Annotated in this window: 9 protein-coding genes; 4 read left to right on the top strand and 5 right to left on the bottom strand. The window is 39.5% G+C overall.

Annotated features, from left to right (window positions below):
* Positions 1–172 precede the first annotated feature (172 nt).
* Complete coding sequence (locus BM739_RS08180; RefSeq protein ID WP_076539503.1) at positions 173–1,033, top strand: DMT family transporter; 861 nt, start codon at positions 173–175, stop codon at positions 1,031–1,033.
* A gap of 63 nt (positions 1,034–1,096) precedes the next feature.
* Here the strand turns inward: BM739_RS08180 and BM739_RS08175 are convergent, their stop codons facing one another.
* Positions 1,097–3,688 (bottom strand): M1 family metallopeptidase, encoded by a 2,592-nt coding sequence (locus BM739_RS08175; RefSeq protein ID WP_076539501.1) that lies wholly within the window; start codon positions 3,686–3,688, stop codon positions 1,097–1,099.
* 502 nt (positions 3,689–4,190) lie between these two features.
* Positions 4,191–4,847, bottom strand: coding sequence for a LiaF domain-containing protein (locus BM739_RS08170; protein WP_076539499.1), 657 nt, complete (start codon positions 4,845–4,847; stop codon positions 4,191–4,193).
* A gap of 402 nt (positions 4,848–5,249) precedes the next feature.
* Here BM739_RS08170 and BM739_RS08165 point away from each other — a divergent pair, with 402 nt between their 5' ends.
* Complete coding sequence (locus tag BM739_RS08165) at positions 5,250–5,909, top strand: nitroreductase family protein (protein ID WP_076539497.1); 660 nt, start codon at positions 5,250–5,252, stop codon at positions 5,907–5,909.
* A 248-nt stretch (positions 5,910–6,157) separates the two neighbouring features.
* Here the strand turns inward: BM739_RS08165 and BM739_RS08160 are convergent, their stop codons facing one another.
* Positions 6,158–7,330, bottom strand: a complete 1,173-nt coding sequence (locus BM739_RS08160; RefSeq protein WP_076539495.1) for a patatin-like phospholipase family protein — start codon at positions 7,328–7,330, stop codon at positions 6,158–6,160.
* Between the two features lie 564 nt (positions 7,331–7,894).
* Here BM739_RS08160 and BM739_RS08155 point away from each other — a divergent pair.
* Both BM739_RS08155 and BM739_RS08150 read left to right on the top strand, forming a co-directional pair.
* A complete protein-coding gene (locus BM739_RS08155; RefSeq protein WP_076539493.1) occupies positions 7,895–9,991 on the top strand; it encodes a carboxylesterase family protein in 2,097 nt (698 codons plus the stop codon).
* 79 nt (positions 9,992–10,070) lie between these two features.
* On the top strand, positions 10,071–11,540 hold the full coding sequence (locus BM739_RS08150; protein WP_217697831.1) for a phospholipase D family protein: 1,470 nt from the start codon (positions 10,071–10,073) through the stop codon (positions 11,538–11,540).
* A 349-nt stretch (positions 11,541–11,889) separates the two neighbouring features.
* On the opposite strand, the gene BM739_RS08145 is transcribed toward BM739_RS08150, so the two are convergent.
* Positions 11,890–12,339: a hypothetical protein gene (locus BM739_RS08145; protein ID WP_076539491.1), complete on the bottom strand. Its 450-nt coding sequence runs from the start codon at positions 12,337–12,339 to the stop codon at positions 11,890–11,892.
* Positions 12,340–14,433 (bottom strand): LapD/MoxY N-terminal periplasmic domain-containing protein, encoded by a 2,094-nt coding sequence (locus tag BM739_RS08140; RefSeq protein ID WP_076539489.1) that lies wholly within the window; start codon positions 14,431–14,433, stop codon positions 12,340–12,342.
* Between the last annotated feature and the right edge of the window lie 2 nt (positions 14,434–14,435).

The following is a 14,435-nucleotide window of genomic DNA, read 5'->3' as shown; positions in this document are numbered from 1 at the left end:
ACTATATGAGGGGGTGGTTTTAAGCTAACCGCTAATACCTTTCTTTTTATCAATGCATGACGACCCATGCCTATTGATACAGCGCTGTAGTTAATCTTATTTTCAAAGCGGCCTGCTTGTTTTAGGCGCTGATGAGCTGTGCCTGTTTCAATATTACTCTAGAGAATTATCAATGCGCGGAGCGTTATATTTATTTATTGCCACCTTGTTGGCTGCTGTTGGCTGGATTTCATCAAAGCTTGTGGTTGATGAAATGCCCGGCGAAGTGTTTATTGCTAGCCGCTTTATGTTAGCCAGTCTGATTTTATTACCTTTTTGCTATAAAAGTCTTTGGCGATTAAGAGCCAAGCAGTTGCTATTAGCCTGCGGAGTAGGCGTTTTCTTGGGGATGTCGTTACAGATTTGGGTGTATGCGGTATCGATCAGTAATAGCCTGTCTGAAGGGGCATTTATCATGAGTTTGGCGATGATCATTGCGCCAATGACCGCCTGGATCTTGTTTAAAGTTAAACCTCACCGCGCATTTTGGTTAGCTTTACCCATGAGTGTGGTAGGGATGATGTTACTGAGTTTAAGTAATGGCTGGCAAGTGGAGACCAGTCAATGGTATTTCTTACTAGCCTCTTCATTACTGTCAGTGCATTTTGTGCTCAACAAAAAAATAAGTCTCAGTATTAAGCCACTTGATTCGATATGTTTACAGCTATTTATGGTTGGCTTAGTTGCCGCTGTGTATGTTGCCTTTACCCAGCAATTGAGCTTTGAGGTCAATGACAGTTTGATATTTTGGTTTGTGGTATCTACGGTTATCGCTACGTCAGTGCGTTATGTATTTCAGACCTTAGGCCAGTATCAAGTTAAGATGGAAACCGCGGCACTGATTATGATTTTAGAGCCTATTTGGACCATGATCTTAAGCTTTAGTCTGTTAGATGAGGATATTTCGTTACAGAAGATTATTGGTGGTGCGCTGATTTTTATATCGTTAAGTGTTTATATTAAGCTGTCTAAGCCGCCAAAAAGTGCTAGCTGATGCAGTCAATAACAAAAAGCCAGTCATCAAGACTGGCTTTTTAGTTAAGGCTCTACAGACCGATTAGAGCTGGTTTAAGTATTTCTCAACGCTGGCAAGTTCACGCTGCTTTAAGCTGACGCAGTTTTTAACACTTTCATCGAGCTTGGCTAAGGTACGGCCAAACTCAGGTGTTTGGGCGACTTTTGGCTTAAAAAATGTGTTGGTTGCATCCAGTGCTGCTAAATCACAACCGCTACCGGTAAACGATGGGATCATCGCCACCGCAAAGGGAGGTAGTTTCGCTTTTATGGCGCTGAAGTTAGCATAGATCCAGTCTCTAAAGCGTTGTTTACGCTCATCGGTATAAGCTTGCCCTGCAAAGATATAGCGTAAATCTGGTGCATTGACTTTATCGCTCAAGCTATAAGCTAGCACGCTGCTTTGTAGTTTTTCAGTAGGCGCATAACCTAAGGCATACATTAATCGAGTGCGTTTTTGTGGATCTTTCGTCACCTCAAATTCAGCTTTTACTTTCGCTAATACCTTACTGTCACCAAAATACACCGCAATATTGAGGTAAGTGCCGATAAGGTACTGGTCAACATCGTTATTACCATTAAGGTACAAGTCAGCTTGTTTTTTAGCGGTTGCAATTGTGGCTTTATCTTTGGCTTCAAAAGCTAATAAGTTAATCAATGTTGGACGTAACTTACTAATAGATGACTTTTCATCGACCTTTGCTGTAACACCGTACTTCTCGATTGCGCTTTGTGCTCGTGAGGCAATGAACTTAGCCCATAGCTCTTGGTTGGTGTCATCAATAAAGGTGCGTTTTTGAGATTGTAAGTAACCTAATGCCGCTGAGACGATTTGCGGATGTTGGTCATCAATAAATGCGCCTAAAATATTCAGTAACTCACCACCTGAGATAAAGCCAGCATCTAATAAGGCATCAGCTGCTGAGATCAAGGCTTTACGCTCACGAGCTGTAAGCTGGGTTTTAGCATTGGCTAATAAGTTGCTCATTTGTGTTTCATCTAACAACCAGCGGTAGTAACCCATAGCGTCTGAATCTGGATAAATCCAATCAGGACTGAATGCTAATTTGATGGTTTGCGATTGACTGGTGAGTAAAATGGTTTCGGTTGCAACTTTGTCACCTTTACCGTATTTAACCGATACTGGCACAGTCCAAGACTGCTTTGCAGCTTGAGTGCCTGCATTCACAAAGCGACTTTGTTTAAGGGTTAGCTTATCGCCTGCTAATGACACATCGATTAAAGGGTAAGACGATTGCTCAATAAAGGTGCTTAAGATACTGCCAACATCTTTACCTGAGGCTTTTGATAAGGCATTCCAAAGATCATCAGCTTCAGTGTTTTGAAAGGCATGATCTTTAATGTATTGACGAATACCCTTATTAAATTCAGCTTCGCCGATATAGTTTTCTACCATATCTAGCACAGCTTCGCCTTTACTATAGGCAAGGCCTAAACCGTCCATAATGTCGGCTTCGGTTTTAATGGGCTTGCGGATAGGCTTGGTCGATACTCGCGCATCCAATGACATGACGTAGTTTTTAGATAAGGCCAGATTTGATTCAAATTCTGGGTGAATTTGCTCGGTCACTTTCGCTGCCATCCAGCTGGCAAAAGCTTCGTTTAACCATAGGTCATTCCACCACTGCATGGTCACTAGGTTACCGTACCATTGGTGGGCTAGCTCGTGAGCAATAATTGAAACGGCCGTTTTTTTGCTATTTTGGCTGGCGGTTTGCTCATCAACTAACAAGATATCTTCACGATAAGTGACTAAACCTGCGTTTTCCATCGCCCCAAAAGGAAACTCAGGTACGGCAACACTATCAAGCTTTTGGTATGGGTAATCGACCCCAAAATAATCTTCTAATGCGCTAAGCACTAATGGCATTTGCTCGGCTGCGTATTTGGCCAGCTCGATTTTCCCTTTGGTGGTGATTACCCGCCCTGGGACTTTCATGCCTGTGACTTCAATTTCTTCAAATTGACCCACGGCATAGGCAACAAGGTAAGAAGATATTGGCTTGGTTTGGGCAAATACGTGAGTTGTCATGCCATCTTTGGTTGCGACTGAAAGCTCTGGGGTGTTGCTGTAAACCTTTTCAGTACTTGGTGCTGTGATGGTGACTTGGAAGGGGATTTTATATTCTGGCTCATCAAAGCTTGGAAAGCTGCGGCGGGCATCACTCATTTCAAACTGGGTAAATAGGTAGGGTAGGCCGCCATCAATGGTTTTATATAGGCCCACTGATTGACGGTTATAAGGAGCATTGAAATCCATTGAGAAGGTGTATTTACCAGGCTCGATGGTATGTGGGCAGTTAAACAAAACCACCCCAGTATCTTGCATGGTTACATCTAGTTGGCAGTCTTTGTTATTAGCCGAGTTGGCATCTAACAGAATATTGCTAGCAGTGTATTCTAAACCGTTAAGTTGTAATTGCTTAGTGGCTTCAAGCACTTCAATTTGAATGGCAGTGCTGCCTGAAAAATTATCTTTTACTGGGTCTAAATTGAGTTTAATGCTTTGTGATAGTGGTTTAGCGACTTTACTTAGCACGTATTCATTGGCTAAGACGTTAGCGCTGCCCACAAATGAGAGCGTTACAAGCCCTGCAGTGACGATTCGATACATATTGCTTCCTGTTGTTTTAATGATCATTCCATGATGTTCACTGGCATTGATTAGGATTGAGTGACTATTAGTGATGTTATTGCTAACGCTTGTATTAGTGACACTTGTATTGGAACCATTGCATAGATGATTCTATTGGGTCATTTAAAGCTGTTGCTGATTATAACAAATTAACAACCCTGCGGTGACTTGCGAGCATCATTTAAATGAGGATTGTTGTAACAATAGATGACTTGCTTAGATGACTTGCTTAGATGACTTGCTTAGATGACTTGCTTAGATGACTTGCTTAGATGACTTGCTTAGATGACTTGCTTAGATGACTTGCTTAGAGGATTTAGTGTGATTACTTAGAGTAGCGCTTGATTGATGCATCATATAATCCTAGCTTGGCGATTGCTAGGTATTGAGTTACTTATGGCTTAGAGCGGATTTAATGGCCGAAATAAGGCAAATATTATCGTTGAGGTTTGCCTTATATTCGGATCTTGTGTTCTTAGTATCAAAAGTAGTTTTTAGTATCGAATGCCGATTTTAAGTTATTGGCAAACTCGATAAACTTTTCTTTAATGGTGCGCTTGATAGACACATCCAGCGAGCCCAAAATAACCTTACCCTCAATGGTGATGACAGGAGCTTGGCGGGTTGCGATAGAAGGCGCTTTGTTTTCAATGCTACTGACGAGCCCGTAAGTTTTACACACCACATTAATGCCTTCGGGGACATAGATACTGCTACTGCCCAAAAAGCAATTAATCTCAATAGTGACATGTTGATGCTGAAAAATGGCATCACTAAAGTCCAGAGTGGTTTCGCCAATAATATTATTAACCTTAATAACCTTTGGCACCACCCATTGGCCGCTACGTTCACTGTTACCTAATATGCTGGTTAAGCGCATATCTTCAGCGGCAGTTTTGCTGCCATAGTTTGGCGCAAACTGGTGGTCTTTTTGCTGACTATAGTCAGTATCAGCGGTTAGGGTTAGGTCTGCGACCAGTGCGATTATCTCTTGATGGTCACTGGAGTTCATTGCCTCATCAAGGCGTCTTTCAAAGGCTTCAGCAGAGATAACGCCGTGGCTATAATTGACAATTAACTGATCGATTACTTGTTCTCTGACTTGCTCAATAGGGCGATCTTCTAAAATTACGGCCATAATGTCACTCCTTGGACTTTAAAGTACATAGTGACTCTGGTTTTAGTCACTATGGCAGATGTTGTATTTAAGTTAAATCATACCAATGTTCAGGCCAGTTCAAATATAATGTTTTTAAACAAGAGTTTAGGTTTTTTATGGTCATTGGTTACCAACATTAGACTTTATAAATAACAATAATGTAGTGAAAGTTACCAGCTTAATTCGTCAAAATAACCTGTAAAAAGCCATGGTCTGTTATTTTTATTTGCGAACGTGACACTCTTCAGCCATAAAAAACTGCTTTTAGTTATTACTTTTATGGTTTAAAAACTCCATAAATATTGGTGTTTAGCACTCTTTTTTTCTCAATGGAAAAGCCTAAAATGCACCGCATCGGCATCACCTATGAGGAAAATCATTATGTCACACCCAATTATTGCAGATTTGAATAAACGTTATACTGTGAAAAAGTATGATTCAAGTAAGCGTATTTCAGCAGCGGATATGGACGTAGTGAAACAAGCTATTCGTTTAACTGCTTCTTCTATTAATTCACAGCCGTGGAAATTTATCGTGTTAGAAACTGATGCGGCAAAACAACGTTTTCATCAAACGTTTGCTAATATGCACCAGTTTAATCAGCCTCATGCTACTGAAGCTTCCCATGTTATTTTGTTTGCCCATAATCCTAAGTTCACCAAAGATGACTACAGAAAAGTCGTTGATGTTGAAGTGTCTTCAGGTCATTTACCGGCTGACATGTACGACAACATGCTAAATGGTGCTTTTGGTTTTGCTGAGCAAAATACTGATGACAATGGTTTTAATGGCCATTGGACGAAAGCGCAAACCTATATTGCCATTGGTAATACCTTGCATACACTAGCTCGTTTAGGCATTGCTTCTACTTCGATGGAAGGCGTTGACCCAAGTTTAATTGGTGAGATTTTTAAAGAAGAGTTAGATGGTTACGTTTGTGAGTTTGCGCTAGCAATGGGTTATCACAAAGAGGGCGAGGATTATAACTTCGGCTTACCCAAATCGCGTTTACCTGAACAAGATATCATCACAGTGTTATAAACGTTATTTGGTCGTTTAATCATGGATTGTAAGGTGCTGACACCTTTTAAATTGATTCAATTGTGCCGTATATTGAAGCTCATTATGTAATTATGATGGGCTTTTTATTATTGATTATTATTAAACTTTGAGTATAGATAAATCATCAAGTTACTAATTTTAAGTAGAATTAATAACCGCACATTGGTTTGATTTAACTCTCCCAACAATGGCTTGGGAGAGCAACAAAAGAGAGTTATAACTGTTTATCAAGGCACTTGGTTTTGCCATACACTGTTATTAATCGCCTTGTCATAGCCATTTTGGTATAAGGCATCCATATACTGTTGATCAAACATTTTTTTGGTAGCAGGCTCTGCATCAAGTTTTTCATCAATATATGTGAATGATATATCGTAGTTATTCACTTCACTATAATAAAGCATTCGATATAAATCACCTCTAGCTTGTTGAATCGTCATTACTTTTAAACTTCTGGCTAGCAGATCTAAACCTTTATCTTGCAATGATATGTAAGATGATTTTAGTACCCCGTTTCGGATAACATGAATATTAGGTGGTTGTTGATAACCTAATGCCTTATTCACTAACCCGTAATCAAAATTACCTGGGTCGACAAACATTTGTGAGTTCATACCACCATCAACATGCAGTTCTTCTAAAGGATTACCATCAATCTCAACATTAATAAATTGTGGTGGAAAAACCCCTGGAATTGACGAGCTCGCCGCTAAGATTTGATGAATTAAATGATATTTATTCGGTAAATCACTGACAGCAATTTGACCAATATTCCAAATCATCAGCTCACCGGAATCAAACTGGGTGGTACCAATAAATAATCGACGTCCCTTTTGATGCTCTATTGCAATATTATCGATCATTTCAGCAGGAAAAGATTCTGCGATTGACTCAAATAAACTTGAGCCATCAGTGAACGCATCTTTAAAGAGGGCATTTAAAAAATTACGCTTACCTAATATGGATTTATCGTTAAGACCAAGCATGACTTGTTTTAACCGTGGGATTTCATCGCCACCAATAAATGCAAATGGCGCCATCAGTGAGCCAGCACTAATCCCTGTGACAATAGTGTATTGCGGTAATTGATTACTATCATAAAGACCATTTATTACCCCCGTACCATAAGCGCCCTTAGCACCACCACCCGATAACACTAATATATTTAGCTTTTCTGACGAACTCGCTAATGGCGTGGTGTTGTTCGCTGCATTATATAAGAACGCAGGTTGCTCATCAGCCCAAAATCGATAAGGCTCGGCAATATTTGTTTGATCTGCTACGAGAGCCTCTTTGTAATTGCCTGCATCAACACGCTGCTCAAGCTGATGAGTTGAACTACATGCCGTTATGAAAAAGAAAATAAATATCAACTTAACAAGGTTTTTCGAGGTGTCCATTTGGTGTCTCCATTTAAGACGTTTTAGTGCTAAAAGTCGAAAAGATGCTTTGAATCATGAAACCAACAGTATAGAAGTAAAAAGTCAGTCTATGGTTTGCTGATAGCATTATTCTTTTTTATGCGATTAATAGCCATAGTTATGCTAGGAGTTTAGCCTTCATTAGATAACTGGTTAAATCACTTATGCAGGACTTAACCCTCAGCATAATAGTTGTTAATTCATTAGGTTCAGCCGTTAAGTTATTTATTTTTTACTAGCAATAATTAAGTATGGCAACAAATGAGGGTTTAAGGTTGACTGAACAAAGTAGGTTGATTATTGTGATGAAATGTTAATTGTTATAGGGTGTTAATTGTTGTGAGGTGTTAATTGTTGTGAAATATTAGTTGTGATGGTTCGATCCTTCATAAGCGATTACGAGATAAAGTTTAAATTGGATACTATAATTTTCATTATTTAAGCTCACACAGCAAAGATGCAAACTTTAACCTAATATTAGTCTTGAGCTACTTTGATGCTCACTAGCATACCCCTAGCAATCAGAGATACATGGAGTTATTTATGACCGTGTTTTACCGTTCTACCCTTGCAATTCTTATTTCATTATCGTTAGTGGCGTGTGGCAGTGATGACACCCCTAAAGTTACAGACCCCGAACCTGAAATACCAGAAGTCGAGCCACTGCCACCACAGCAGATCGATCAGATCATCGGTGATAGCACCGTAATGGGGCTTAAAGAGTCAGTGGTGATTAATGATTTAGAAGGTACGGCAACGCGAGTTGAGTTAGAGGCGTTTAAAGGCATTACTTATGCGACTTCTGCGCGCTTTGAGCACAGTGTGGTCACGGAATTAACTGATGTGGTTGATGCAACGGTTTTTGGTGATGCTTGCCCGCAACTTGATTTAACGGTGCAGGATCAATCAGAAGATTGTTTAAACCTTAATATCTGGCGCCCAGAAGATACGGTCGAGTCGGCTGATTTACCTGTTTATGTGTTCATTCATGGTGGTGACTTTGAATTTGGTTCAGGCTCAGACCCGCTAGTACAAGGCGATAATGTTGTCGCTCAAGGGGCATTAGATGATAAACCATTTATTGCTGTCACTCTAAATTATCGTTTAGGTATTTTAGGTAGCTACTGGCTTGATGGTAGTAAGAACGACAAAGGCGGTAATTTTGCTTTAGGCGACCAAAAACGCGCCCTTGAATGGGTCAATAACAATATTGAATTATTTGGTGGTAACCCAGATAAGGTTACCCTCGTCGGCCAAGGCGCAGGCGCTATGTCAGTAGGGATATTACAGCAAACCGAAAACAGTGAAAGTTTTGCTGGTGACTATTTCCAGCGAGCTATTATGCAAAGTAATCCTTATGGGTTTGATTATAAATCCTATGATCAAGCAAAAACGTTTCAAGGTAAGTTACAAAACTATGGCGACGATCTATTTGGCGAAGAAAGCTCAGTGGTGCTTGATGAGTTAACCCTTGAACAAATCATGCAAGTGCAAGAACGAGCACTCAACCCCTTAGCTAAAATCGGCGCCTGGTCAGGGTTAGACTGTGTTGATGTGGATAACTTAGTTGGAAGTGGTTTGTGCTTAACCTCTAAACTTAGCGCTGAAACAACGCCGTTAGCCAATTTAAAGCCTTTTTCACCTTATGTTGATTTCCGTGCTAGAGGTGGTATTTTTACCCCTGAAATCAGTGGTTATCATTTAAAAGCACAGCCAGCATTAACTGAGTTAAATGTACCGACTGTATTAGGCTTTAATAGTAATGATTCAAGAACAACGGCATTTCTGCCGAGTTTAACTTCATTAATTCCGACGATTATCAATTTAATCCAACAGCTTAATGATGCGCCAGAAGATCCAGATTTAGCCGCTGTAGATATTCAGGCTTGGTTAGAATCACAAGATAACTTGGCATTGTTAGAGCAAGAGTTAATGGCTATAACAAACTCAGATGTTGAAGCCCAAGTTGAGTTAGGTGACATTTTACCCAGCACAGCCTATGACGCCATTACCCGCTTTTTCTTTGGTTTAGGCAATGGCGCTATCATAGATGAACTGTTTAAATTAACGGACTTTTATCCAAACGATGAAAGTGAATTAACCGGCGCTACAGGTAATATGGCGCAATTTAATTTACTCGTTAACGATATGCTGTTCAGTGGTCCAGCGCGGGTTATGGCCAAGCAAACCAGTGATAATGGTGTGGTGCCAGTCACATTTTATAACTTCGATTACAAACCAAGCTTTAATGTGTGGACCACAAGTAATGCAGCAACGTCTATTGACCTTGCCGCACTAATTAAATCAATTAGCTGCATTGGTAACATTTGTAATGGTGCGGAATTACCATTTGTGTTCAATAAGCCTTATACCGTGACAGGTAACAAGGTTACTCCAAGTGGCAGTGATGTGATGTTAATGGATAAATTGTCGCGTCTTTGGTTTAGTGATGAGCTGTTTGATGACTATCAATTTAATACCAGTGATGACAATGTGTTAGTGATTGATACTGACACCAATATTCAACTTGAAGCTAATTGGGATCAAAGAAAGCAAGCAGGTATTGACCCTGAGTTACGAGAAGGTCGCTTAACTGGTCTTGAAGAATTAGGTTTAATTTTTGCTTACTTTAATGACTAAATAATCGTTATTTCTTCAGCTTTAATTAACGGCTAGCATTTGCTAGCCGTAATTTTATAACCACAATGGCAGTATATCAATGAACATGCATTCTATTTCTAAGTGCCTAACAGTACTTAGCTTTATTATTGTCACCATAGTGGTGACGGGTTGCGCAACGTCTTACCCTGAGGTTGAGGACGGTTTTCAAGCGGATTGGGACTCGAAAAAATACCACGCTGATTTGTACTTAATCCCTACGGCACCTGAAGCCTTAGCGAGGCGTATTGAGCTAGTGCGCCAAGCAAAAAGCTTTATTGATATGACTTACTTCTCGTGGAACAAAGATACGTCGGGATTAATGCTTTTTGCCGAAATTAAGCAAGCTGCCGATCGCGGCGTAAAAGTCAGAGTTACCCTTGATGACTTATTAGTCTTTAATGAAAAATGGCTGGCAGAGCTGGCCCATCACCAAAATATTGATATCCGTATTTTTAACCCCTTTAACTCCCGAAAAATGGGCTGGGTAGGCCGTGCGATGGACTTTCAAATTCATCAGCAACAGCTGGATAATCGTCTACACGAAAAGTATTTTAACGTTGATGGTCACAGCATGATTTTAGGTGGCAGAAACATTGGCGATGACTACTTTGGCTATAACACCGAAGCCAATTTTTTTGATTTAGATGTCATTTTTAAAGGTGACGTCATTAAGGCTTTTGAAGCGAATTTTGATGGGCTGTGGGACACAGAGTATTTGATCCCAATTGAAATGCTAGTAGAGGTGGCTCAAGAGGGCGCATTTACCGAATTTGATAAAACTTATCGACAACAAACTGAACACCGCCAACAAGTGGTTCAAGCTATTCACCAGCAAGTGCAGATTTTAACTGAAGTGCATTTTACCTTCGCAGTCGTGAAACCTGTTTTTGATTCGCTAGAGAAAATGAAAGACAGTAAACCATATTTTAGAAGTCGGGTTGAAAACCTGATGATCGAACCAGTAAGTAATGCCAAAAAAGCAGTTATTTCAACGCCTTATTTAATTCCGACCGATAATAAGTTTGCCATTATTGAAAAGCTTAGCGCTAATGGTGCAGAGCTCACCTTAATGACTAATTCATCTGCATCAAATGATTCAGGTTTTGTGCCAGCGTATTTTGAAAAGCATCGTCCCGTATTATTAGATATGGGAGCGGATTTATATGAATATAAAGATCAAGCTAAGAATTGTGATCATTATTATCATGGTGATACTTATTATCATAATAAGACGTTTATTTTTGATGACTTATATTCCTACATAGGTTCATCCAACTTTGATCCACGTTCAGACTTTTTAAATATCGAGTTTGGGGTATTAATCAAGAGCCCAGAATTTGCCCTGACTTTAGAGCATTACTTACTGGGAAATAAAGAATTGCTTTATTGGCATGTAACAAAGCAAGACGATGGCAGTATTAATTGGCAATCGGGTGATGAAAGCCATGATGCTTCACCTAATTACGGCGGTTGGCATGCTTTTCCTGATTGGCTGATTCGTAAAATGAATGCTGAGTCGGAGCTTTAATTCATTGTTGTTTGAAGTTAGTTCCAGCAGCGCTTAATCATGATATTAAGTGAGTTAAAAATCTTGAATTGCTCACTCTTGATTCAGGGGCTTAATTAACTTGTTTCTGACATAAAGTCAGTCGCTATTTATTAGGTGCGTTTTAATTAGATTGTTTCGACATCTAACTTTAATGGGGAAGGCCGCATTTCAATATTAGACCATCTCCTTATTTTGTAAAAAGAGGGTCTGAAGTGGTCAATTGAATCATTTCTACAGAGTAGCGTTCCCTGAAAACAGTCATGAAAAAGCACCCACTCTATTTCATGTCGTCGATATGAAATAGAGTGGGTGCTTTTTAAATAAAAAATTAGTTACTCGAAGCTGTCGTTCCACCGCCGCCAGAGCCACCGCCGAAACCTTGAGCACCAGGTGCTGGAGCTGCTCCAAATGTGCCACCACTGGCGGTGAGAGTCTCCTCAAAAACCTCTGCAACAATTGAAGGGTCTACACCATTTGCAATCGCGATAGCCAATGCATCATCAGCGTTCATTCCTGCAGTTTTTGCAGCACTAAGCACTTCTAATACAGTGGCTGTGTTGCCAAAAGTCGCCTGTAAAGCAAAAGCGAGGATATTGGTTTGTTCTGCAGGTGATGATTGCATTTGAGTGAGCGTGTAATCAGCTAAACTCGTCCCTGAATTAGTCGCTGTTTGAACGCCATTGGTAAAATCTGCTTGAGATACAGCATATGCTCCTGCTGACAACGCCGTTGAAGATATTGCAGCAATCAAAATGAGCGTTAATTTGTTAGGGTACATTTATTCTGCCTCATGGTTTGATGGGGGACAAAAGTCACTGAGTTGTAAAGTACAGCTCCATGAACGATCTGTTATCACTGGTATAAGAGTAGTCAAATTTTGAACAGCATACAAACCGTCGCCTTGAAGACCATCCAAATGGATATCGGACAAAAGGCCTACCATGGCCGGTGTTTCCAGTTGCGCAGCGATGACTTTTAATCCAATGCCATGGCATACTTGGGTTACTGTCTGGACAAAAAAGCGTGTGTCAGCTTGATCTATATCATGTACAAAGCAAGGATCTAATTTAGCAAAATCAATGTTTAAGTTACGGATATAGTGAAGTGAGTTTAAGTTTGAACCAAAATTCTCAATGGCAATATCAATTTTTAATTCTTTGGCTTTATTAATAAATGAGCTTGTAGAGGCTGACGAAAGTATCACGGCAGATTCTTTAATTTCATACAAAAGTGGTGGAAGTTTTTTTTGTTGTAGTTGATATAAATTAAATAGCCAATGAGTAAAAGCAGCGCTTTGTATCGCTTGGTTGCTAATATTAATAGCTATGGGCGTTTTTTTTATGTGTTTTAATTTGTAAAAGATAAAACAAGTTACTGCTTGCTCAAGCTCAAGTAAAACACCCAATTTATCGGCCATGGAAAATACATCTAGTGTGGCTAAAGACTCTCCATTAAATTTAAAGCCAACAAAGGATTCAACATACATAATTGATTGTTGGTTATCGACTACCGGTTGTAGCAGTAAATCAAACAACTCATTTAAAGCAATACATTTAAGCTCAAAATCATCTTGGTTACAGTGTTTAAGCTCATTGATAAAGTATGCAGTAAAATGCGTTAAAATATGAGCCCATTCCTCCCGTGTATAATGGCTATTGTCAGTTTGTGACAGCATTAACTCTGCGTGCTTATCGCAATATGGGTTAGTGGTTAATTGAGTATCTAATCGTTTGAGTGTGTCGCTAAAGCTTTCATTGGCACGAATACAAGTCACTGTATATTTGGCAAAACCATCTTCAAGGTCGTGTTCTGTATTGTTAGCTACTAAAATATCAATTAATTGCTTATGGACTAATTTGACAGCATCCTCTGTTAATGGCGATAAAAAAGCAAATTCTGACCCTGAAACTCGATAAAGCTGTATTTCGGTGATTTGATTTAGTTGCTTGCTGATAATATGAGCCCCTAACTTAATATAAGCATCACCGGCTGCATAACCTTGTTTATCATTGATACTTTTTAGTGATGGCATGACTATTAAGCCTAAATAGAACTGATTTTTTTGTGGTGTATTTGTTGATTGAATCGATTCGAATCTTTTTAATAGAGTACGTCTGTTTGGCAATTCTGTTAAAGAGTCTATGTAGGCATGTTTTGCCAGATTTTCAGCAAGTTGGGTTTGTTCTTTAAAGGCCCGCTGAATATTATCAATCATCTGATTCATAGCATCGACGACCGCTTTAAGCTCTGTAGTAAAAGGAATAACTGGGTTGGTAATAAAGCGTTTTTTTGACGCTGAATTGGCTTGTTGCTCAATGGTTTTTAGCGGTCTTAGTACTGCTTTTAAAATGAAGTAAGCGATTAATAAGGTAATAATTAATAGGATAAAAGTGGTGGTGAGACTCGTTACTGCATGATGCCATAAGTTATTATAGGAAATACCAACATGGGACTGCACTGATAACTGTCCGGCTACACGCCAACCATCACTTACCTCACTGGTCATTATGGGAGGTTGTAATGGAAAACTGGCCATAAACCAATTGGGCACAGATAAAGTGGGAAAATCAATCGTCCGCTTAAATTGCACAACTTCATCGATGTCAGTAAATTGAATTAATTGATAATAACCCGAGTCAAAAATGACATTAGCCATTGTTTCTGCAACAACAAGGTTTTGCTCGTTCATATAAGGCGAAATTGAAAGCCCTAAGCTATGTGCTGCACCTTGAGCATGAGAAGCAAGTTGTTCATTTAAATAGTCTTTCATGGTCGAGATATTGTTATATAAACCAAAACTGAAACTAAAAACTGATAAGCAGCTAATAAGTAAAAATACTTGTAATTTTAGCGACATTCCTTTGTTTACCATTC

Origin of the sequence: Shewanella sp. UCD-KL21, assembly GCF_001957135.1 — a bacterium.
In the GTDB taxonomy this organism is placed as follows: Bacteria; Pseudomonadota; Gammaproteobacteria; order Enterobacterales; family Shewanellaceae; genus Shewanella.
Note: the sequence above shows the minus strand (reverse complement) of the source record. Positions and strands in the feature narration are given on the sequence as shown.

Bases quoted from the DNA above. Each gene is read 5' to 3' on its own strand.
- BM739_RS08180 (WP_076539503.1), top strand. From the start codon at position 173: ATGCGCGGAGCGTTATATTTATTTATTGCCACCTTGTTGGCTGCTGTT.
- BM739_RS08175 (WP_076539501.1), bottom strand. From the start codon at position 3,688: ATGTATCGAATCGTCACTGCAGGGCTTGTAACGCTCTCATTTGTGGGC.
- BM739_RS08170 (WP_076539499.1), bottom strand. From the start codon at position 4,847: ATGGCCGTAATTTTAGAAGATCGCCCTATTGAGCAAGTCAGAGAACAA.
- BM739_RS08165 (WP_076539497.1), top strand. From the start codon at position 5,250: ATGTCACACCCAATTATTGCAGATTTGAATAAACGTTATACTGTGAAA.
- BM739_RS08160 (WP_076539495.1), bottom strand. From the start codon at position 7,330: ATGGACACCTCGAAAAACCTTGTTAAGTTGATATTTATTTTCTTTTTC.
- BM739_RS08155 (WP_076539493.1), top strand. From the start codon at position 7,895: ATGACCGTGTTTTACCGTTCTACCCTTGCAATTCTTATTTCATTATCG.
- BM739_RS08150 (WP_217697831.1), top strand. From the start codon at position 10,071: ATGAACATGCATTCTATTTCTAAGTGCCTAACAGTACTTAGCTTTATT.
- BM739_RS08145 (WP_076539491.1), bottom strand. From the start codon at position 12,339: ATGTACCCTAACAAATTAACGCTCATTTTGATTGCTGCAATATCTTCA.
- BM739_RS08140 (WP_076539489.1), bottom strand. From the start codon at position 14,433: ATGGTAAACAAAGGAATGTCGCTAAAATTACAAGTATTTTTACTTATT.